A 20882-nucleotide genomic window follows, 5' to 3' on the forward strand; every position below is an offset into this window, starting at 1 on the left:
ACAATCCTCGGCAGGCGGCCCGCAGGTCAATTTGGGTAACCGTGTCTAAGAGGGAGAATCGCAATGACCACGAGTGAGAGCAAGGCGGAGCTTCGCCGATTAATGCTTGAAGCGGCTGAAACCGGGCTGAGTATCAACGATATCGAGCCCATTGGAACACGGCTCGGGATCGCCCCTCGTCAGCTTGTGAACGAGCTTGCGCTGGCGGTGGCGAACGGTTTTAACGCAATGACCCTCGACTTCGACTTCTGCAGTCAGGCCATGAATGGCCTGGAAGGCGCTGTGGTTCAACTGGCCGTCGATGGCGAAACACCTGAGCCCGCCCTTTCCATCTACCTGGCTTTCGATGCCGGCGAGTTCAAACGGTCCGGCGACCCGATCGATGTTTGCCCCGCAGAGAAATACACGAGGCCAATGATTGAGCGAATCTTGCTTGAGCATAAAAATGACCGGAGCTGACCCGCACCATCGCTTCGACTCTTTTCGCCCGGACTTGACCGGTGGAGCTCCCATGAGCTGGCTCGTGGCTTTTTGGGCATCCACTCAGTCGACAGAAAGCGCCTCGGATAAAATGACGTCTTCTGCCAACACATTGAAGGCTAAATTTTCCGACAAAAAAAGAATGCGGAAATGCCTCAGTAGAGGCGGCGTATGGCCCGATACCGAGCGCCATGCCTCAGTCGTACGCACCAAGAATTCTGACTCTTCAAACTCCGTCAAATCGCCCAGGCTCAATGCATCCGGCTTACCGGACAGCTCAAACATTGTCTCCCCTGGGAAAGGTGTCTTCATAAAGCTTCGGGCGCCCTTGAATCTGAGCTCTCGCTTCAAGGAAGGTATGTCTTCCGCCCCATCAGTACCGTCATCAGCACCGTCATACTCAATCTCCAGCACGACGTCTGCCCCAACAGATCGAAACGAAACCCGTGACTCCCCATAGCCAGGCAACCACTCATAGGGGTCGAGAATTCGCTTAGGCTTTCCTATTTTCATGCGTTCCCCCTGTCGTTGCTCCACACCAGAAACTCACCTACTGCTCTCTGGCTACGTGCTAAGCCTCTTTCGTTCCATACATGAATGCGCCAGCAATCACTGCACCGTCGGCATCGTCAAACTCAGTGTCGTACCAGACCGGAAAGACTCGGGCACCTGACCCGAGTGCTGTCAGGAGGTCTCGTTCTTGCTTTTGGCCCTCGCTCTCCAGCATGGAATGCCGACTGAAGATGAAGCGCTCACCACCATGGAAAATCTCGAGGCAGAAGGCGTCCTCGTTCATCACGAACCCTTTCAGAATTCTCCCGTCGGCGGCCCGAATCGTAGCGCGTATGAAAATGCGCATCCGCGGCGGGAATGGGTTGGACTCCAGAAGGGTGTAAACGCAATGCTCATTCCCGGGTGAGTTCGCATCGAATAACCCAAGCACCTGCTCGCGATCCAATCCCCAACCTACAATGTCATCGATTTCGTCGAAATCGTAATGCTCTGACCAAACCGGAAAGCGATCAAACGCGTCTTCGTCCAACTGACTCTCTGGCAAGACGTGAAATGCTGCAATCGCCGCTGCGTCCATAGCCATGCCTACTCCTAATGATCAGACTGCAACAAGTGATGTTATCGGCGAGCTCAAGGCCTTGTCTGCGTCCGAGACAGGACTCTGGAGCCAGAGCCACCCCCTGCTAACCGCTGATACCCAGCGTCCAATCCTGACGAAATTTATCAGCAATATCAGCGTCCAGCAGGCTATAGGCCCTTGCACCAAGATTCGCTGATGGATTTTGATCATCGCAAGAAACGAGCAGGCTGATACCCAGGTAGTGCTCAAGGTGAAGTGTGATGATCTGGTCATCGACGAGCAGATCCCAGTAACGCTGGTCGAGCCCATCGAGCTTTCGTGCCCAAGTGCCATTTAGCCCCTGCTCAAGTGTCTGAGCGATACGCTCAAACAGATACCAGTCACTGGACTCCGAAATGTTCAGTTCCATAAGATTCATATTGGCCTGCTGCTCAGTTGCTCGCGCCACCTCATGATACGGTGACCACTCACCACTGCGCAGCTTCGAGGCTCAATCTAGAGATCGCCAGGCATGGCCAAACATGGGCCAACGTGGTGAGCCCCAAAATACTATTCAGAACACGAGGGCGGAACATGAATCATGAGCTTTGGCTGGAACCAGATGGGTGTCAGACCTTCTGCTTAGCTGGTGCCCATGGAGACGGCGCGCGTGCATTGCTTCATGCAGACGCGACGCTTGTGTGGCAAGTTGAAGCTGAAAGTTATTTCGAAGCGATGACCCGTTATTATTCGTACATGGACTGGGGGGATTACCAGACGGACTTCCCCGAACAAGACACAATGACCTACAAAGAACTGGGCTGGGACGATTGAGGATGCATTGAGCATGGGCAACACCATCCCCTTCGGAGAGCGAGACGGCGTGATGTACCGCGCCTTCGAAGTAGAAAACGGACTGGCCTGTGGCTGTGTTTGTCCCGCTTGCCACAGGCCCTTAAATGCGGCCAATCAGGGAAAAATCGTCTCCCCCTACTTCCGCCATGTTCAATGGGAAGACTGCCTGTGGGGCCACAAGGAAGGCGTTCGGAGGGCTGCCGTTGCCCTGTTGGTCCCACCTCACTCATTACTGCTGCCCGGGTTCCAAGGCACCGTGTCGGTCAATACATTGTCTGGGCTTCCGTTGGCCCAAGAGATCGGATTTGGCCCCTCGAGCATCATTGCAGAACGTGTGGAGCGCTTTGTCGCCTTCGACGAGGTCATCGCCCATGCCGTGCTTCACATCGGGGAAAGGCAATTGCTGGTGCGATTCAAGATGTCAGCTCGCGCTGAATACGAGCGTTACCAACGCCTGAAAGCCCTTGAGCACTCCTCTCTTGAAATTGATCTCGGCGAGCTCACTCTGGAGCAGATCAATGACCCAGTGGCTTTTGAACGCGCCGTACTGAGCGACCTCGACAATCGTCGTTGGATACGATCAGCCCGCGGCCAGCAAATGGAGGCGCGGACACGCGAAATACTTCAGGCCCAGGCTCACGTAGCCGAAGCTCGCTGGGCCAAAGAACAGGCGCACCTGCAGGCTGTGGCTGACGCTCAACGGGCGGAACAAAAGAGGCTAGCCGCCGTGCGAGCCAAGGAACGGGAAGCGCATTGGGCGAACCAGAAAGCAGTGGCTCTTGAGCAGTCATCGAAACCACGGCCGCACAACGTCACTGGGGAGCGCGAACTACGTGAAGCTCAAATCGTTGGCACGACGGTGAAGATTTCTGCCGAGTATGGGCATGGCACCGAATGCTCCACCTGCCATCTGGTGAGTCCACCCAACACAGCGTTTTGCCTCTACTGCTCTCACGACCAGAGCCGCATGCAACCGGTCTCCATCGCGAAGGACTTTGCGGACACCTTTCACATGCGTATGCGCAGCTCTGCCAAACCCGACCACTCCCTCAGGGCCGTACCGATGCTGACCGTCGAGCCCGATCTGTAGCGACCCCTCTTCTGCTCGTCCTTCCCAAACAGGCAAAAGCACGTAGTCATTGAGCTCAACAATCAATGCAGATAGCAGAGATACAAGCCCTACTTGGGCTTATCCGCGCAGTGGCATTTGGAAGCCGTGCAAGGTTCGCCATTCGGGTGATGTTCGGCGCACGCCTGGCAGCAGTAGTGCTTGCCATGACGCACGACCGCATGCTCGCCAATCTTGCAAGTGCAGTGCGGACAGGCACAGGTTTGTTCATTCATGATCGGACTCCGGTTGTCGGATGGTCGCCAAGCGTTGTGGTGCAACGCGCATGAACAGCTGACTGACGCGATCCATCGTCGGCCTCCACTTGCACCCTCGCGATGCTCTTTTGTCATTGTCTCGGAGTCATCGCCAGGCTCAGCAGTAACAAGCCTAGTCCATCAGTCGGGAGGTGCTACAGCTCAATAACGACGTGAGCGTACAAGCCCCTTCTTCGTAGTGTTTCCCAGACAGAAAAGGCTTGTTGCAGTTGAGTTTTGACAACCCACGCACGCATTTCCCATGCTGTGGCCGTGTCTCGCTGACGTTGTCAGCCACATACCCATGTCGCCTGGATCTGCGAGGCTACGGTGCGTCTCATTGAGCGCATTGATCCAACCCAAGATCGCTTCGCTTGCGGTCGCGCGATCGGTCGACATTGTCGACGCAAGCATGATTTTCCCCATACGGGCCACCCCGTAAGGGGCAGGCCTCTCTCTAAAACCTGGAGGCTTAATGAAAATAGAACTGGCTCTGTACCAGGCGTTGGTCGCGATCAACGTCCCGGAACTCAAAGCTACCGCAGTGATTGAAGCACTGGAGAGCGATATGCAATCTGTACTGGCCACTAAAGCGGATATCACCACGCTTCGTACTGAGCTGATCGCTGAGGTGAAAACCACCTGCTCTCATCTGGAGACAAAACTCACCGCCCGCATCGGCGTCATGCTGTCCGCCTTTGTTGGCCTTCAATTGGCAGCCATGAAGTACCTGGTGCTCTAACCACACCTCTCGCTCCACCCACCCACGCGGGGAATCCTTCCCCGTCGGGCGAAGTGTTTCTCCGCGGTCCTTTTTTCTGGAGAAGCACCATGAGCGACACCCGATTTCACGAGGATCAACCCCTCGACCTGCACACCGTCGGCACCAATGCTGACTCCCCCCAACGCGTGCCCGCGGATCATCAGCGCCCTCCCAATGGGTGGCCTGACCTTCGACCCAGCTCGCCACGCACACGGTACCGAGCTCCTGATTAGCCACAGGGAAGGCAAATCCACACTCCTCCTCTGCCGATCCCGGCGTCGATGTTCAGCACCCTCACGACGACTTCGTCGAACGGCTTGATTGACCCCAGGCGTCGTCACAGGCGCCTGCGCACCGTTCTGACTGACAACAACCGAACGGCACCGTCGAGTGCCATTCACTGAAGAAAGGACTCGATATGAAAATCATGTTTGCCGTGAACCTGTATTTGCTGATCGCCGGGATGTTTCTCGGTGATGGAGTACTGATTCTTCTCTGCGTGAATGCGCTCAGCAGCACCCTGATCCACTGGAGGGAAGAAAAAGGTGAGCACGAAACCTTTAAAGCCTGATCAGGCTTTTTGAAACCTATGAGCTGACCCTGCGGGGTCACGCTCATTCCCACTCTGGGGGCATAACGTCCCCAGCGGGGGCTGGGTGCCCCTCCTCATTGGAGATTCGTCATGCCGTGTAACCCACACCGCTTGCCGTTGATTATCAAAATCGGCCTTTTAGCCGCGCAAGCAAACGTTCACACAACGTTGTACGAAAAATTCCCTATCACCATGGACCCCCTCGACACAGACCCATATGACTACCTGGACGAGGAGCTTTGGTATTCCGTAGATGAGCTCGTCAATGAGCTCGCGGAAATGGACCACCAGAACGACTTTTACCCCGATGCCAGCCCTCTCCTCACCGAGTTCGGCTTGCTGCGAGATTACTGGGCCGCACGAGGCCGACTTGATCCAGAAGAGTACCGGCTAAGTTAAAAACGTGACTCTCTCAAACCTGCCATCTTGGGTGAGACAAAAAGCGATTCATCTGCCCCTCTTCGCTCCACCACCAGCGCCATCAAGAGGTTGGTGGTGGCAATGGGCGTGGTGCGTACAGTGCTCGGTGGTGTGCAATTGGAGCCGAGGTTGAACACCCAAGCTTCAGAGTTCGGTAACTAGCGGCAGTCCTTGATATTTTTCCTACTACTCATAGTCACTTCGGATACTCTGCGAGCCAGGAAGACTGTTGATGCAGGCTTCACCATCTCGATAGAAGGTCCATGCCGTGTAATGGTCCCCGTCTTGAGCATACGAGTCCACTTCGACAGCTCTGCCTGGCAAATCTTTTGTTTCAACGTGATGGCCTGCATGCTGCTCATCGCGAATTTGATCTGCGGGTGAGAGACTGGCAATACAGTGACGATGGTTAAGATCCTGAGCGTACCAAATCCGCTTGTGCTCGTTCGTAATCGCGGGTGCGAGTGACGATTTTTCACTATCGTGGTCGTTCTGCATGGCATGACTGACAACGCCTGTTCTGGTCCCGCTTTGCTTCGCATTTTCGCAGGTGCTCTTATTGCGGAACCAATACTGGGTGAGCGTCCTGCCGTTCGTGAACGACGCTGTGAGCTTCAAACCGTTGCCTTCAAATACCTGCTCACGAGACAGGGCGACGAACCTCTCATTCCAGGTACCACCTTGCACTCCGTTTGGCGTAGGCATACAACCTACGTTGTCCCAGATGAGCCCCCAAACCTCTCCAGTTGCGAAGTCATCGGCGTAGGCCAATGAGGCGCTGATAAGCCCTACCGCAGCGATCCCTTGCTTGAAAATAAATTTTTCCGTACTGCCGGTAGCGAATCGGGAAGCGAGTACCCTTTTCTCGGTACTCCATGATGAAAAACGCCTCATCGGACTACTCCTTTGCCTCTCTGCGAGCTACTGAAGCTTCATGACGACTCGTTGCGAAAATGTGTAAACATCATTACCTGAGTTGGAGCGAATGATCGCCCAAGATCGCCCAGGAATATAGCTGACCACCTGTACTTCCTGATCTATTTTAGTCAAGGCACATTTCCCCGGCGCCATGTATTGCATAATCGATTCGTTATCGCCGAGTTAAAAAAAATTCTGCAACGCATAGATATCAGTTTCGTGCATACAAATGACCGAGTGGGCCTGCAACGTCGCTGGCTGCAAGTTCTGCGCCATCGCAATCCCATTCAGGCCAAATACAGCCAGTACAATCGACGTACCACGGAGCAACTCTGCTCTTATTGCCGTACTGCTCTCACTCATCGCTACTTTTCCTACTTATTCAGGGTGTGCATGATCTTTCCTGTGTCGACCCAAGGCCCTTGTGGTATGGACGAGATGCACATCCAGGCTTTTCATCCGAAGACGTTCGCCGGCAACTGTCATAGTTTTCATATGGCAGTATTCCCTATATCTCAACAGGTCAATGAGAGATTGCCGAACCACCGGCGAAGCAATATTTTCATCAGGGTCATTTTCCGTTAACCGATCAGGGTGTATTTGTTGCCAAACGCTGTTGAGAAATCGTTCAGGGCATTCAAATCAACACCCGACATCAGTACAGCATTTGAGTACATGACCAGGAAGTGCTTCTCCATTCGAGCATCTTCAATTTGCATACCTTCCAGGTAGCACGGATGCTCCCTCAACTCCTTGTTTGCCTGATCTATCAGGGCAGCCTTAAGCATGGCGGTTTTTCTGTGCTGCTCCTTTGTATTGATTTTCGCGGACGCGAAAATGGCGTCCCTTTTACCGCCGAAGCCCCGCAAGAGCGAGGCAGGTGGTGGAGCTGGATTTTCCTATCATTCCGAAGGTGTTCCAGCCCCCCTACCAAAGGTAGGGAAACAGGAACTCGATTGAGTGCCGCGAAAGGTTCAGGGATACCGGCTTGCGTCCGTCGAGGATGATCAAACCCTCTTTTGCCATCTGGCTCAACAAACCCCGGGTGGTGCGCTCCCCAACGCCAAGGCTGGCCTGCAGCTCGGCACGTGGCTGGTCGCCCATATGGAGCAAGGTTTTGTAAACGTCTCTGGCCTCGATCCGGAGCTCTGGCAGTGCATTGCCCTTGCCGTCTGAAAGCGCGCCACGACTGCGCATCTCGAAGTACACATCGATCCGTTCGCCCAGCTTCTCCGGATCAAGCTGCGTGCTGAAGTACTGAACCTGGTCCAGCGCAGTCTCGGTGAAGTACCGGGTCCAGCGCATCAGACCGCTATCCGACAAGATGCCGCGACCGTCCTGGTCGCCTTTCCGAGGGTGGTCGGCTGCTTTGAGCATGTCGTAATACACGGCGGTGTTTCGGGCGAAGCCACGGCTCATCGACCACAGGCCATAGCCGCCAAAACCGGCGGCCTTTAGGTACTGGTCAGTGAACAGACGCCCGGTGCGGCCGTTTCCGTCCATGAAGGGGTGGATCCACATCAGCCGGTGGTGCGCTGCAGCGGCTGCTAGGAAACACGACAGCCCGTGAATCCGATCCAGTCGGTAAACGCGCTCGAATTGGCCAAGGTAGGCCTGCATCTGCTCAGCAGTCGGGGCGATATGTTGACCAACCTTGACACCGTACTCGCGGAATACACCGGGAACCATACGGACAACGTCGCCTTGTTCGTTAATTTGGATATCCAGCATCCCCTCTGGCACACCGACGTAGAACTCGCGATGCAGGCGCGAGATGGTGTCCCGAGTGCAGACATCGACCGGGTTGATCGGGTCGTCGGTAAGGCGGCGCTGCGCTTCAATGTGGCGCTTGATCTCCAAGAAGTCCTCGCTGGCTTTGACCTCCTGGGGCGCGTCTGCAACCTGTTCGGCGCGCAGAATGTCAGCCGGTACCGTGGAGTTACCCTCGATCTTGTTGCTGTAGTACGAGTTCACCACGCGCAGTAGATTGGTCATTGGCACTCGCAGCGGGCGCGGGATCTTGCCGTGGAGTTCCGCATCGAGGCGCATGACCCTGACGATCTGGTCCTGAAGCTCTTCGGAAGCCTTGTCCTGGGGAATATACGGTGTGAATGACATTTGCCGTTTACCTACCTTACGCTACGCCTTATAAATAAAGGCCAACATGAACTCTATGGTGTTAATTTTGCCGGTTCGCTTGCCGGTAGTATATCACTGACTTCTCAAACATTAGGAACAATTAGCAGCCTAAAGTGCGACCTAAAAAGCCCGCCTGATTACGTCCTGATCTACGTTCAAATAGGGCTTGTTATGGTCAAGACAGGCGTGCCCGAGGATCGTCTGTACTTTCTCTACATCCCCGGTTGCTGCCAAGACTTTTGCAGCAAGAGAACGCCTGCCACTGCGAGACGAGCCCTGTTTGATACCTGCCTGCCGGTAGAGCCTGCTGATGGTCTGCTGGAGCGAATCACAAGCCCGGTACACTTCCGGTCCACCGTCCAGTTCGCGGCACTTGAACGCCAGTTCAAAGGCCTGGCCCTTGTGTGTGGTGACTAGCTTTGAACCTGGGCGTAGGCCCCGGTATTCGTCAGCGCCGGAAAGACCCCAGCGGTGCCGCAAGCGAATCGCGATCCAACTGTCCAGAGCGGTAAGGCATCGAGCATGGGTCAGGAACACATTGCGCGGTCGGCAGCCCTTGGTGATGTCTGCGCGTAGATACACCTCGGGCTTGATGGCTCCGCTGGGGTACAGCACGTCTGCGACCTCCAGCAAGGCCAACTCGGTGACGCGAATGCCAGTCGTATGTGTGAGCCACAAAAGCATCACGTCACGCTCTGGCAGACAGCCAGTAACGGATACGACGCGGATCAGATGCTTGAATTGTCCAGGGCGAAGGGATGCTGCGCGGCGGATGGATGCAGTCATGGGTCTATCTGTCAGGATTGATGACGAATCACGGACGATCCTGAGAGAGTTGGCAGCGGGCCTCCTGAATAGCTTACAGGCGCGCACCATAGTGTTCACAGAAAGTCCCTGCTCAGCCTCCCCCAACAAAGCCCTCACCCCAAATCCTGTTTTCTTGCTGTGATCGTGCGTCGTTTTGTAGAGGATCTAGGTTTCTGTTACCCGGACCTTTACCATGACGCCATCGCTCCCTCTCCGGCCGCTTGGCCTGTTTGCCCTGCTGACCGTTGCCCCCACCTGTTTCGCCAGCACCTGGGTCATCACTGACTCGGCCCATCCCGTTGAGGTGACGCCGGACGTTCGGCTGATTCACCTGGATCGTCTTGATCACCTGGAGGCCGTGCTGTCCGGCCAACTGCCGACGGATCCTGCCCTGGCGCAAGCCTTCTTTCAGGAGAGCCTCACAACCGAAGCCGCCGCCGAGATCAGCCAGGCTCACCAGGACGTGGTGGATGCCTGGAGCCTGGGCGTCACCAAGATGCCGGCCGTTGTCGTTGACCAGCGCTACGTCGTCTATGGCGATCCAAACCTTGAGCAAGCGCTCGCGAAGATCGAGCAGTTCAGGAGGGATCGGCCATGAGCCATCGTGTGTTGCGGCGACGTGTGAAGTCGTGGGGAGCGGTCCTGCTCGCCCTTCCCTACTCAACCCTGAGCCTCGCCCTGGACACGGCCACCATCGTCCCTTCAGTGTCGTCTCCGAGCTGCCTGGAGTACCAGGTCGTGGGGGTGTGCTATTGGCTGCGATGCACACCCTTCGGCTGTAGCGTCAAGACATCGGCCAAGGTCCGGCATTATGTGCCCGATGCGGTGGTCTCCAGTTACTCCTCCACGGGCGAGAATCCCTGGGCGGAGGTCAAACTGCTGAGCCCGAGCAACCCGATGGCCCAGGGCGGAGGCAGCGGTACCACCAACAACCCAAACGAGAACAACCTTGCGGTCTTCAAAAACGTCGATGTGATTGGCCATCCAGGCATTGCGGCATTCAATGCCTTTGCCAGCGGGTCGGGTTACACCTGCGCGGGAGCCGGCACACCCTATGTACCCAACCTGCTCAGCACCCTGGATCCTCTCGGCTGGCGCCACGGCATTCCGGAAAGCATCTACCCGCCGTCGCTGATCCCGGGCCTGCGCGAAATCGGTAGCCGGCTGGCGCTGAACCTGTGGGGCAGCGTCTATCCGCGCAGCGGCTTTCTGCACCAGCCTGACGACTACAAGGCCTCCGCCGTGGCGGCTCAACGCGCGGGGGACATCGTCACCCGTCCGGGTCAGCTGCATGTCTACCAGCCGCTCCTGGCGTTGCCCAGCGCGGGTTACTGGCCAGCGGGGGAATTGCGCGAGTCCGATCCCAGTACAGGTAAGTGGCAATCGCTGACGCCGGTGCTCAGTCAATCCTGTTCAGTCTTTCCTCACCCGGGCCCCCTCCCTCAGGCCCGGGACGGCGGCTATGCCTGGTCGCTGTGGCGCCCCTACACCTGCTGCAAGCGAGAGGGACAGACCTTCCTCGGCAGCACGGGCCCTCATTAACGCCGCTCTCGCGCTTCACCACCGTCTCTATCGCAATTGGAGCTTCCCTCATGACTCGGATGTCAGTGTTTCACCCCTCTTCAGCCGGTCCCTGGCTCATCCTTTTCACGGTTCTATCGAGCCCCCTCACCTTCGCGGCATCACCCAGTTTCAGCAGCTCCGGCAGCGTGATCGGTGACGACGTGCTGTACCGCATTGGCGGCGGCAACGCTGTGTCCATGGGACGCGCCGGCAACATGCGCAGCATCGGTGTGGGCGTCGGCTGGAACAGCAACCTCATGTGCGGAAACATGGACCTGTCCACGACCCTGCACAACCAGCTCAACGGGCTCACCGATGGTTTTCAAAGCATCATGGGCAGTTTGATTCAGAACGCCACAGGTGCTGTGGCTTCACTGCCGGCGCTGATCATTCAGCGGGCGGACCCGGCCCTGTACAACCTGCTCACCAATGGCATCCTGCAGGCCCGCCTGGACTTCGATCGCTCCAAGAGCACTTGCCGCGCCTTGGCCGAGCGCATGGTCAACGTGGCCGGCAATCAGAGTGGTTGGGGCTCACTCGCCGAAGGCCAGGCCCTCAAGGAGGCCATGGGCCAGAAAAGCGATGCCGTCGCGGTGACGGCCCAGGCCGAGTCGGATAAGGGCAACACGGGCATTCCCTGGGTGGGGGGTGACAAAGCCGGTGGCCAGGGCCAGCCACCGATCCGAGTGGTCAACACCGTCACCAAGGCTGGCTACAACCTCCTCAACGGCCGTGGCGCCACAGAGACAGGGACCATCGCACCCGCCGATTGCAACAACGGCATGCTCTGCGGTGTCTGGCGCTCACCCGATGAGGCTGCCACCTTCGCCAACCGTGTCCTCGGTGAAGTGGAACAGCAGACCTGCGAAAGCTGCACCAAGAGCAGCACTACAGCGGGTGTGGGCCTGACACCACTGATACAGGAAGAGTACGAAAGCAAACTCCAGTCGCTGCAAGCGCTGATTGCCGGTACCCAACCGCCCAGCCTGGAGAACCTCGCCGCTGCCGGCAGCAGCTCGATGCCCATCACCCGGGGCGTGATCACCGCCCTGCGTGATGAGCCTGACCAGGAGCTGTTGGCCCAGCGCCTGGCGTCGGAGATCGCGGTCACCAGCGTGCTGGAGAAAGCCCTGCTGCTGCAACGCGCCCTGCTGGCAGGCAAGAAGGAACCCAACGTCGCCGCCAACGAGATCGCCACGGCAGCGGTGAACCAGGAGCGTGAATCCCTGCAACAGGAAATCACCAACCTGCGGACCGAGCTGGAGCTGCGCCGTGCGCTGACCAGCAACTCCCCCGCCGCCATCATCGCCCGTCACACCGAGCGCAAGGACAACTCCAAGACCATCTACGAAGGCGACCCGGACACCAACCGCCTGGAAACCGTGGAGAAGGACGTCAACAGCCGCCGGAGGACGCAGCCATGAGCACACCCATCTCCCGCCTCAAAAGCTGGACTGTCTGGGGCCCTATCGCCGTTGCTTTGCTGGTCATCTTCATCGCGGCCGCCTTCAACCTGGGCGGCGTTTATGTGATGCAGGGCTTACCGGCCTGGCAGACCTGGAGAACCCACACCTACTGGTACTTCTTTGCCTGGCGCATGGGGCTTTACAGCATCGCGCTGCTGGGTTGGCTCAAGTACCGCGCTCGCCTGCTCAAGCTTGAACCGGGCGCCAACCCAGGATGGCGCAGAGCTGAAATCGCGGTGGTGCTGGCCTTGGTTTTTATGGAGCTGTCCCGCGCCCACACGCAGCTAGGAGGCTGACTATGACCCTCTACACCAACGACTACCTGGAGTACTACCTGACCCTGGTGGGCTGGCTCGTCGGCAACGGCATCTGGGACGTGCTGATGGACTCAGGGCTCTTTGCTCTACCGATCTTTGTGATCCTGCTTCAGGAGTGGCTCAAGGCCCGTGATGAAGGCGCCGACGAGGGCAACAAGGGGCTGCTGGCCGCCACCCGCATCGAGAACCGGCTCTGGCTGGCCACCGCCGTGATCATGTTCGCGGGCGTGCCCTTCATTGAGCTCAACCTCTCGACCCTGCAGTTTGATGACAGTCGCTCGCAGCAATGCCAGTACCAGGTACCGGCGCCCGAGGACACCGGTTGGGGTCGCTCCTTCACCTCCCTGAACAACCAAAGCGCTCGCGTACCGGTGTGGTGGTGGTTCGTGCACTCGATGTCCAAGGCCGTGACCGGCGCCGCGGTGGCGGCCATTCCGTGTGGGACGGACCTGCGGCAGATGCGCATGCAAGTCAACACCACCCGGCTGCATGACCCGGTGCTCGCCCAGGAAGTCGCCGACTTCACCAACGACTGTTATGGCTACTCCCGGGCGAAGCTGTTCTTGAGCCGCCCTACCCTGAGTGATGAAGAAACCAATGACATCAACTGGATCGGCTCTCGGTACTTCAATCAGCAGTCCGGGTACTACGACACCTACCACTCCAAGACGCCGCGAGCTGAGTGGCCCTACGATCCGGTGCGAGACATGGGGTTGGCCGAAGTCAGCCATGGCGGCGGTTACCCGACCTGCAACCAGTGGTGGGCCGACAGTGATCAGGGGCTGCGCGCACGGCTACTGACTCAGGTGGAGATCACTTTGCTGGATCGCTTTGCTCAGTGGGCCAACTCCATGCCCCAAGATGAAGTGAACGATGCGATCATTCGGCACGTGGTGTCCCCGAGCAGCCAACGGATGTCCTTGGGCAAGGTGTATAGCGACTACGGTGGTCAGGTAGGCGGCGCCATGCTCAATGACATGAGTCGTGTCACCGGTGCCGTTGGGATCAGTGTGGGAGCCATGGCGTACTTTCCAGCCATGGATGTCGTGCGCCAGGCGCTGCCCATGGTGATGGCGGCGCTCAAGATGGCTCTGGTCATCTGCATGCCGTTGGTGCTGATGTTCAGTACCTACGACCTGAAAGCCGCTGTCACGATGTCAGTGGTGCAGTTCTCCATGATTTTCGTGGACTTTTGGTTTCAGTTGGCCCGCTGGATCGACACCACCATCCTTGATGCACTGTATGGGTTCACCTCGCCTCATGCGAACCTGAACCCGATTCTTGGCTTGAACAATGTGCAGGCGGACTGGCTGCTGAATTATGTGATGGGGGCGCTGTTCATTGTATTGCCAACCTTTTGGATGACCGTTTTAACTTGGGCTGGGATCCAGACTGGTTCTGCTCTTCGAGGACTAGCCGAGGGAACCAGCGGTGCCCAGCAACAAGGAAGTAAAGGTGCAGATACAATAATTAGCACCCTAGCAGAACCATCGCCCGAAAAGAATAACTGACGTCTACTCGTCCCGATAGAATGCTGGATCGTTAATATTTTCGGGGGCGTAAGGATCAGGACAGAGTGCTTCGCCATCAAAACCCGCTATTTCCTCACCAGGGTTCATTTTATTCATTGGTATTTTCTTAAGAAAAAGAAGACCTATAACAAAGACCGCAACCCAGAACGCCACATACAGGAAGCCTCCAATCAAGGCCAACCTAACCACCAGAAAAATCACAGTGTTCAATGTCGGCGGCGAGCCTTTCTTACCCATCCAGGTCGCCGCCCTTTTTTCAAATTTCAGGTAGCTAGCAGATGCCTCGCGCATCCATTGACCCACATGATAGAAAAATCCATTTTTCTTCGTTTCGGCTGTCATGCTGCTGACCTCGCTTTGAGATTCCGTACGTGTTCAGAGCAGCTTTGCAGATGATCCGCAGAAGAGCCTGTAGGGCTTTTCGGCAAATGCTGACGGCGAGGTCTTTAATAGAGAAGCTGTTGAAGTGGCATCACCCTTGCGGACCGTGAGACCGCCAGTTTCTTACCGTTGCGTGGTCGAATCGATCAACGGCGGATCAGGTCAAGGCTCCTCCACATCAGAGTCCACTCTCTCTGCGCCGCAGTTGGGCTCATTTCTCCGAATGCCCTTCAGCACCAAAAGCCCAAGAATCAAGGGCGCTATCCAAAACGCCAAATACAAGACACAGCCGAGAAAGATCAGCCTCACTGACATTTTCAAGACGTCGGCCAGAACCGCGGGCACGCCCTTGTCCTGTAGCCAGCCCATAACGGTATCCTCAACCCTCCGGTAGCGACCAGAGAACCGCCCCAGCCAGAAGCCCAGCCGATAGGACGGTCCACGATCGGCGGCAGAAGGCCCGTCCCCTTCGCTGTTGTGTTGTGCTTTGCATCGTGCCCACCAGTCCTTCAACGTCTGCATCTGCGCCTGTGAAGCCGCAATGAGCTCAGGGTCAGAGGCGGTTTTGATCACCTTCACGACAGCCAACTCTGCGTCAAACCGGTGCACCGTGTATTTGTAGTTGGAGCCGCCCTCTTCTTCCGTGTACCTGGACTGGGTGACGTGTAACACCGCGTTCGCACCCCACAGCCTGGCGGTCTCGATCAGCAGTTGGCGGGCCTTGTTGAGGTCACTGGATTCGCTCCAGCCTTTACCCGTGATCAGCACCCTCTTCATGCCTTTCGGTGAGCCGGCTTTGGACCAGACGAAATCATAGGGCTCAACATAAATGACTGTCGGGCCAGGTCCAGGCACCAAACGTTTTGCCTTCGAGCCCTTGGCAGAAGGTGTCGGCATGAACGTGACATGCTGCCCCGTCACCAGAGGCACTCGCCCCTCGACGTCATCAAGGTGGAAAAAGTACTGCTCCCCGTCCTCCCCTTTGATGAAACCGTACCCCTTGATGGGAACAAAACTGATGACGACACCTGCGATGCTACCGGCTGCTCTACTGTCGCTGTTTGCCACGTAAATCACTCCATAGTCATACGTCACTGATAGCCCGCCTGCTGCTTCATCCATCTCGAAGCTCAGCACAACGTTTCAAAGAATCAGCGGCCGTTACTGGCCTGCTGGCCCTCAGCTTTGCAGATAGATACGTGAGACACGTGTAGGGGAATTCTCAAAAACAGTGGGCATTTTTCAGCAGGCATACGCCGTCGCTCGAGAGCTCACGGTGACCTTCAGGCGTGAAGTTGGCGCGGGGTGGACGGGAGGGAGTTTTATGAGGTTCGGCGGGCCGTTGAACGAACGTTTTTTTGCAGTGATATGCCATGGCCAGCAAGACAACTCGCTTTCCATCGAGTGAAATTTCCTAGAAAATCCTGACCGCTTGTTTGCGCCTGATCTCGCGGCTAGGCTTCGTTCCGTCACTGCCAATTCAGTGACCGGGTTTAGCAGCCCATTGTGATCAGGCGCACGGCGCCACCTTCTACGAGGCGCTTTTTTTCAGCCTCCGTTTTATGGTGGTCGTGCGCAGGGCACTTCGGTGCGCCGGTTTTCCTGATCACCGGTCTGCTAACCTGCGTACGGCTGCCACCCTCTCGTTTAGCAGCGATGTTGGCGGCTCCCTCAACAGATCGGGAGTAACCACTCTATGTTCAAACCCACCCCCAATCCGCCTGTTTTCTCCAACGTCGAATCCATCGACCCTCGTATCGCCGACCGGGCTTTGTCTCACTACAACCTCGGTCCAGACGCGTGCCCAAAACCTGCTTCTGTCACCGTACTGCATGATCATCTGAATGCAGCCAGAAATCAGGAAGACGCCCTGGCCGATGTCTACTCGATTCTGCAATCCGCTGCGGCCACCGCTTATGAAAACGCCGACAACCAAACCGGTTCGAACCGCAAGGTGGCGATGGGCGTGATGCATTTGATTGAGCTGGCACAACTGAGAATGGACGCAGTGCTGGATAAGCAGGCCGTCAGCGGCTGACGGCACGCTGCGAATGAGCGGAAAGCCTGGCTTTCCGCTCATTCGACTGCCCTCCTCAGGCGATTGACTGGTGCCTGCCTGGACCGAGAGAGGAAACCCAAGGCCGGGCCCGGCTCAGTTGAACCGCAACACTCCATAGTCATAGGTCACTGGTAGCCCGTCTGCTGCTTCATCCAGCACGATGCTCAGCACAACGTTTCAAAGAATCAGCAGCCGTTAGCCGTTACTGGCCTGCTGGCCCTCAGTTTTGCAGATAGATACGTGAGACACGTGTAGGGGAATTCGCAAAAACGGCGGACATTTTTCAGCAGGCATACGCCGTCGCACGAGGACTCACGGTGACCTTCAGGCGTGAAGTTGGCGCGGGATGGACGGGAGGGAGTTTTATGAGGTTCGGCGGGCCGTTGAACGAACGTTTTTTTGCAGTGATATGCCAAGGCCAGCAAGACAACTCGCTTTCCCTCGAGTGAAATTTCCTAGAAAATCCTGACCGCTTGTATGCGCCCAATCTCGCGGCTAGGCTTCGACTGTCACTGCTCATCAGTGATCAGGTTTAGCAGCCTGGAATTAAACATTGGGCGCACAGCGCCACCCTAGTCGGGCGCTATTTTTTTGCCTCCGCTTTATGGTGGCTGTGCGCAGGGCACCCTCACGGGTGCGCCGGGTTCCCAATGTTCCGGTCTGCTAACCTGCGTACAGCTGCCACCTCTTCGTTTAGCAGCGATAACTGGCAGTTCCACTTAACATTGGAAGTGCAAATATGTTCAAAGTAACCCCCAATCCGCCTGTTTTCTCCAACGTTGAAACCATCGACCCTCGTATCGCCGACCGAGCTTTGTCTCACTACAACCTCGGTCCAGACGCGTGCCCAAAACCTGCGTCTGTCACCGTACTGCATGATCATCTGAATGAAGCCAGAAATCAGGAAGACGCCCTGGCCGATGTCTATTCGATTCTGCAATCCGCTGCGGCTACCGCTTATGAAAACGCCGACAACCAAACCGGCTCGAACCGCAAGGTGGCGATGGGCGTGATGCATTTGATTGAACTGGCACAACTGAGAATGGACGCTGTGCTGGATAAGCAGGCCGTCAGCGGCTGACGGCACGCTGCGAATGAGCGGAAAGCCTGGATTCCCGCTCATTCGACTCCACCGTCTTCAGGCGATTGACTGATGCCTGCCTGGACCGAGAGAGGAAACCCAAGGCCGGGTCCGGCTCAGTTGAACCGCAACAGTGCGGAATCATTAGACCACTACGCGGTGACTCTACGGGTTGCGAAGAGCACCTCGCACGCTGGGAATATCGCCCATGGGCTAGGCCGTATCCAACATCGTTAAACACGTCGTTGGACGTCGAGGCTGTACCTTCTATTTTTTCCAGCCGCTTATAATCTGATTAGCATCAATCATATTAAAAACCCACTCATTGCCGATTTTTGCTTTTTCGAACAGCTTATGTTCAACCAAACCATTAAGCACTGCTGCAGCCGTATTGTAGGCACAGCCTAAATTATCCTTCACATTAGTTATCGTAAATTCTTGCGCCTTTCCAGACCTCGCCACATTGAAGACTATCCGTTGTTTTTCAGACAGTTTTCCATACAGGCCAGACTGGTATAAAAACGCATTGAATTTTTCCATATTCTCAACAGCTTCTTCATACGCCCTCCTGAACTGCCCTATCGCCCTGGTGATCACTCTGCACTGGTGGTCGATAAAATAGGTAAGGTCCATGCTATCGGTTTCAGTGTAGAGGTAGCTCTTTCCATATTGAATGGGGGACACCTTAAGCAGTGTACTGATCGCTATGTACCTGAATGCGCCAAATCCGCTTTTGAATAGATACCAATAAAATAATGACCTCGCGACCCGCCCATTCCCGTCATTGAAGGGGTGCTCATACCCTATGATGAAATGAATAATGATCGCCTTCACCACCGGATGAATATAGTTTTGATTTTCCATGTCCGCGTGATTGGTGTTCACCCAATCGATTATCAATTTCAACCGCTCTTCAAGGTGTTGAGCCGGTGGAGGCTGATGCACCACATCACCACTGCCATCTTCTACAACGACATTATCGTCATGTCTGAACTCGCCGGGCCGATAGCTCTCGTCATTAATGCCCTCCACACCGACTTGATGCAGGTCAGAGATAATGTCCAGCGTGAGCGCGTGTTCCCTAAAATCCCAGGCGTGATTCATCATCTTGAAGTTTCCGATGATCATTTTTTCATCAAGTGTTCTCGCCCCCCTTTTCCTTTTAAGGAGGTCTTTAGCGGCCTTGGTGGTAGTCGCCGCGCCTTCCAGTTGACTACTGCTAATCGCTTCATCTTCTATCAAATCGTTCAAAAGATAGTGTAAATGTTTGGTCTCACCTATCTTTGAGCACATCCATTCGAGCGCGGCCGTGGTCGTGTGTTGATCGCAAGCTGAGATCGCTATGTGCATAGCAGGGGTATAAAGAAAGCTACAATTTTTGGGGGGGTCACCTAGAAATAAAACGTCCGTCAGTTGCCTCAACCTAGCATGCTTCACCACGGACCAAGCCAATGCAGGATCTAAATCGCTAGGGATCCTGAATCTCAGTTTGTCAAAATGTAGGTAACGACCTTTCGAGTCAACGCAGTGGCTCAGCTCTAGGTATGCACCTGCTTTGTCCGGGTGCTTTTCAAGAATCTCTGCAAAAGGATTCGGGTTGGTTGGAGGGGGAGACTTGACCATGCTCATTTCAGAATTCCTATAAATTGAAACGAGCATAGGGCATTCCATTTCAAAATTCCACAAAATGAAATCGCTGCCCCAGAGGCGGTAGAGCGCCACCTTGAGCAAAGCGCTTTTTTCGGCCTCAGCGTTTATGAGCTGATGTCGCGCCGTCATGAACACCACGGCCGATGGACGTGGAATCAGCGGTCTTGGCACAATGCGCCCCCTGAAAGGAACTCTCCCAAGGAACACCATGGACCGCCCCGTACCGCCCCTGCGTTCAATATTGTTGCTTGCCGGATCGCTGCTGAGCGCGAGCACACCGGCTATGGCGGCGTCCTTCGATTGCCAGAAAGCCTCGACACCGGTGGAGCACGCTATTTGTGCCAGTCCCGAATTGAGCGAGCTGGACAGCACCCTCGGTGCACACTACAGCCGGGCAATCGCCAAACTGGCGCCCGATCAGCGCGACGCCTTGCGCACAGGCCAACGTACTTGGTTGAAAGCCCGCAACGCCTGCGCCGCTGAACCGGACAAACTGGCTGCTTGCCTACAACCGCTACTGAGCCAGCGGGTGATCGAGGTGGGTACGCTGACTCAGCCGGACACGGCGGCCCTGGACGCGACTATCGCCAGCATTCCCTACCACCCGGCAGAGGCGGCGCAAGGGCTGAGGCGTTATCCGAGCAGTGAGTTAGCCGCGGCCTGGCGGGTTTATCTGCACCGTTTTGAGCCGGCCAGTGGAGTGACGCAAGAGGAAGCCGAAGCGAGCCGTCAGCAGGCACTCAAGGCACTGGCTGACGATGACTTTGCGCGCTCGGTGTTTAGCGACATTGAGAATGATCAGTCAGTGAGTCGCGACCGGGTCGAGTTGACGCTGCTGCGCATGATGATCGAACGGGCACAATACGCATTCTTCGCCGACCAGCGCGCCTATGTGCACTGCTTTGTTTTCTCGCGCCAGGGTGAGGCTGCCTATGACGCCTTCGGCTCGCTCTACGGTTCTACCCGTGACACCTTTGCGCCGATCTGCGCGCCCCAGGGCAACCTGTTTGAACAAGGTCCCTGGAAGCAACTGAGCAGCAGCTTTGACGAGGCAGTGTCTGCGGCGAGCGGGAATGCCGGCACCATCCGCTTTGCCAGCTATGCCGACTGGCACTTGATGGCGCTGCGGGCTACGGTGTCTCCCCGGGACTTTCTCAAGGCGCCGGCTGCAAAGGCGGATGATCCCGAACAGAACGTGCGTGACTGGACCGACGACAAGTCCTGGCCGAAAAAACAGCGTCAGCAGGCCTTGGCTGCGGTTGAACCCGCCCGACAGGTGACCAGCACCTGGTTACAACACGAGCGCGGTTTATCGACGAGTGAGGCACAACAGGCCGCTCGGGAAATCGTTCGGCAATGGATGAGCCAGCGCCTGGATTTCATCAGCGAAAATAGCGGGGCCGGGTAAGCCCCCGTTACTTT

General features: G+C 56.4%; 26 protein-coding genes. 14 read left to right on the forward strand and 12 right to left on the reverse strand.

The features are described 5' to 3' along the window. Nucleotides 1-63 precede the first annotated feature (63 nt). A complete protein-coding gene (locus M5B96_RS30175) occupies nucleotides 64-459 on the forward strand; it encodes a hypothetical protein (RefSeq protein WP_248800595.1) in 396 nt (131 codons plus the stop codon). Nucleotides 460-543: 84 nt separating this feature from the next. Here M5B96_RS30175 and M5B96_RS30180 read toward each other — a convergent pair whose 3' ends face one another. The 3 genes from M5B96_RS30180 to M5B96_RS30190 form a co-directional block, all read right to left on the reverse strand. Further along, nucleotides 544-993 carry a hypothetical protein gene (locus tag M5B96_RS30180; protein ID WP_248800596.1) on the reverse strand — a complete coding sequence of 150 codons (450 nt, stop codon included), beginning with the start codon at nucleotides 991-993 and terminating at the stop codon, nucleotides 544-546. Between the two features lie 58 nt (nucleotides 994-1051). Then, nucleotides 1052-1576: a hypothetical protein gene (locus M5B96_RS30185; RefSeq protein ID WP_248800597.1), complete on the reverse strand. Its 525-nt coding sequence runs from the start codon at nucleotides 1574-1576 to the stop codon at nucleotides 1052-1054. Nucleotides 1577-1676: 100 nt separating this feature from the next. Next, nucleotides 1677-1991, reverse strand: coding sequence for a hypothetical protein (locus M5B96_RS30190; RefSeq protein WP_248800598.1), 315 nt, complete (start codon nucleotides 1989-1991; stop codon nucleotides 1677-1679). A 155-nt stretch (nucleotides 1992-2146) separates the two neighbouring features. Here M5B96_RS30190 and M5B96_RS30195 point away from each other — a divergent pair, with 155 nt between their 5' ends. Both M5B96_RS30195 and M5B96_RS30200 read left to right on the forward strand, forming a co-directional pair. Beyond that, nucleotides 2147-2386, forward strand: a complete 240-nt coding sequence (locus M5B96_RS30195) for a hypothetical protein (protein WP_248800599.1) — start codon at nucleotides 2147-2149, stop codon at nucleotides 2384-2386. A 13-nt stretch (nucleotides 2387-2399) separates the two neighbouring features. Beyond that, nucleotides 2400-3497, forward strand: a complete 1098-nt coding sequence (locus M5B96_RS30200; RefSeq protein ID WP_248800600.1) for a hypothetical protein — start codon at nucleotides 2400-2402, stop codon at nucleotides 3495-3497. A gap of 89 nt (nucleotides 3498-3586) precedes the next feature. Here M5B96_RS30200 and M5B96_RS30205 read toward each other — a convergent pair whose 3' ends face one another. After that, a complete protein-coding gene (locus M5B96_RS30205) occupies nucleotides 3587-3751 on the reverse strand; it encodes a metallothionein (RefSeq protein WP_248800601.1) in 165 nt (54 codons plus the stop codon). Nucleotides 3752-4247: 496 nt separating this feature from the next. Between M5B96_RS30205 and M5B96_RS30210 the strand changes: the two genes are divergently transcribed. The 3 genes from M5B96_RS30210 (at nucleotide 4248) to M5B96_RS30220 (ending at nucleotide 5526) form a co-directional block, all read left to right on the forward strand. Then, on the forward strand, nucleotides 4248-4514 hold the full coding sequence (locus tag M5B96_RS30210; protein ID WP_248800602.1) for a hypothetical protein: 267 nt from the start codon (nucleotides 4248-4250) through the stop codon (nucleotides 4512-4514). A gap of 439 nt (nucleotides 4515-4953) precedes the next feature. Beyond that, on the forward strand, nucleotides 4954-5106 hold the full coding sequence (locus M5B96_RS30215) for a hypothetical protein (protein WP_248800604.1): 153 nt from the start codon (nucleotides 4954-4956) through the stop codon (nucleotides 5104-5106). Between the two features lie 111 nt (nucleotides 5107-5217). After that, entirely contained in the window at nucleotides 5218-5526 is a 309-nt protein-coding gene (locus M5B96_RS30220; RefSeq protein WP_248800606.1) for a hypothetical protein, read from the forward strand. A gap of 207 nt (nucleotides 5527-5733) precedes the next feature. On the opposite strand, the gene M5B96_RS30225 is transcribed toward M5B96_RS30220, so the two are convergent. The 5 genes from M5B96_RS30225 to M5B96_RS30245 all read right to left on the reverse strand — a co-directional run bounded on the left by M5B96_RS30225 (nucleotide 5734) and on the right by M5B96_RS30245 (nucleotide 9390). After that, on the reverse strand, nucleotides 5734-6441 hold the full coding sequence (locus M5B96_RS30225; RefSeq protein WP_248800608.1) for a hypothetical protein: 708 nt from the start codon (nucleotides 6439-6441) through the stop codon (nucleotides 5734-5736). Between the two features lie 207 nt (nucleotides 6442-6648). After that, nucleotides 6649-6828: a hypothetical protein gene (locus M5B96_RS30230; RefSeq protein ID WP_248800610.1), complete on the reverse strand. Its 180-nt coding sequence runs from the start codon at nucleotides 6826-6828 to the stop codon at nucleotides 6649-6651. Nucleotides 6829-7046: 218 nt separating this feature from the next. Beyond that, complete coding sequence (locus M5B96_RS30235; protein WP_248800612.1) at nucleotides 7047-7253, reverse strand: hypothetical protein; 207 nt, start codon at nucleotides 7251-7253, stop codon at nucleotides 7047-7049. A gap of 139 nt (nucleotides 7254-7392) precedes the next feature. Beyond that, on the reverse strand, nucleotides 7393-8583 hold the full coding sequence (locus tag M5B96_RS30240) for a Fic family protein (protein WP_248800614.1): 1191 nt from the start codon (nucleotides 8581-8583) through the stop codon (nucleotides 7393-7395). Between the two features lie 141 nt (nucleotides 8584-8724). Continuing rightward, nucleotides 8725-9390, reverse strand: a complete 666-nt coding sequence (locus M5B96_RS30245) for a site-specific integrase (protein WP_248800616.1) — start codon at nucleotides 9388-9390, stop codon at nucleotides 8725-8727. Nucleotides 9391-9604: 214 nt separating this feature from the next. On the opposite strand from M5B96_RS30245, the gene M5B96_RS30250 reads away from it, so the two are divergent. Genes M5B96_RS30250 through M5B96_RS30270 form a run of 5 tightly spaced genes read left to right on the forward strand, consistent with a single transcriptional unit; the run spans nucleotide 9605 to nucleotide 14268 of the window. Further along, nucleotides 9605-10009, forward strand: a complete 405-nt coding sequence (locus tag M5B96_RS30250; protein ID WP_248800618.1) for a TIGR03757 family integrating conjugative element protein — start codon at nucleotides 9605-9607, stop codon at nucleotides 10007-10009. Beyond that, nucleotides 10006-10953, forward strand: coding sequence for a TIGR03756 family integrating conjugative element protein (locus M5B96_RS30255; protein WP_248800620.1), 948 nt, complete (start codon nucleotides 10006-10008; stop codon nucleotides 10951-10953). The genes M5B96_RS30250 and M5B96_RS30255 overlap by 4 nt, the downstream gene beginning before the upstream one ends. Nucleotides 10954-11003: 50 nt before the next feature. Then, on the forward strand, nucleotides 11004-12398 hold the full coding sequence (locus M5B96_RS30260; protein WP_248800621.1) for an integrating conjugative element protein: 1395 nt from the start codon (nucleotides 11004-11006) through the stop codon (nucleotides 12396-12398). Continuing rightward, on the forward strand, nucleotides 12395-12736 hold the full coding sequence (locus M5B96_RS30265; protein WP_248800622.1) for a hypothetical protein: 342 nt from the start codon (nucleotides 12395-12397) through the stop codon (nucleotides 12734-12736). Before M5B96_RS30260 ends, M5B96_RS30265 begins: the two co-directional genes overlap by 4 nt. 2 nt (nucleotides 12737-12738) lie before the next feature. Continuing rightward, on the forward strand, nucleotides 12739-14268 hold the full coding sequence (locus tag M5B96_RS30270; protein WP_248800623.1) for a conjugal transfer protein TraG N-terminal domain-containing protein: 1530 nt from the start codon (nucleotides 12739-12741) through the stop codon (nucleotides 14266-14268). A 3-nt stretch (nucleotides 14269-14271) separates the two neighbouring features. Here M5B96_RS30270 and M5B96_RS30275 read toward each other — a convergent pair whose 3' ends face one another. Next, a complete protein-coding gene (locus M5B96_RS30275; RefSeq protein WP_248800624.1) occupies nucleotides 14272-14631 on the reverse strand; it encodes a DUF3742 family protein in 360 nt (119 codons plus the stop codon). A gap of 201 nt (nucleotides 14632-14832) precedes the next feature. Further along, entirely contained in the window at nucleotides 14833-15792 is a 960-nt protein-coding gene (locus M5B96_RS30280; protein WP_248800625.1) for a DUF3742 family protein, read from the reverse strand. 574 nt (nucleotides 15793-16366) lie between these two features. Here M5B96_RS30280 and M5B96_RS30285 point away from each other — a divergent pair. Beyond that, the gene (locus M5B96_RS30285) at nucleotides 16367-16708 is read left to right on the forward strand and encodes a DUF6124 family protein (protein WP_248800626.1); all 342 of its coding nucleotides are present in this window, start codon (nucleotides 16367-16369) and stop codon (nucleotides 16706-16708) included. A 760-nt stretch (nucleotides 16709-17468) separates the two neighbouring features. Then, a complete protein-coding gene (locus M5B96_RS30290) occupies nucleotides 17469-17810 on the forward strand; it encodes a DUF6124 family protein (RefSeq protein WP_248800627.1) in 342 nt (113 codons plus the stop codon). A gap of 267 nt (nucleotides 17811-18077) precedes the next feature. Here M5B96_RS30290 and M5B96_RS30295 read toward each other — a convergent pair whose 3' ends face one another. Next, nucleotides 18078-19433 carry a Fic family protein gene (locus M5B96_RS30295; RefSeq protein ID WP_248800668.1) on the reverse strand — a complete coding sequence of 452 codons (1356 nt, stop codon included), beginning with the start codon at nucleotides 19431-19433 and terminating at the stop codon, nucleotides 18078-18080. 235 nt (nucleotides 19434-19668) lie between these two features. On the opposite strand from M5B96_RS30295, the gene M5B96_RS30300 reads away from it, so the two are divergent. Then, entirely contained in the window at nucleotides 19669-20868 is a 1200-nt protein-coding gene (locus M5B96_RS30300; RefSeq protein WP_248800629.1) for a lysozyme inhibitor LprI family protein, read from the forward strand. Nucleotides 20869-20882 lie beyond the last annotated feature (14 nt).

The organism is Pseudomonas sp. MWU13-2105, assembly GCF_023242315.1.
Classification (GTDB): Bacteria; Pseudomonadota; Gammaproteobacteria; order Pseudomonadales; family Pseudomonadaceae; genus Aquipseudomonas.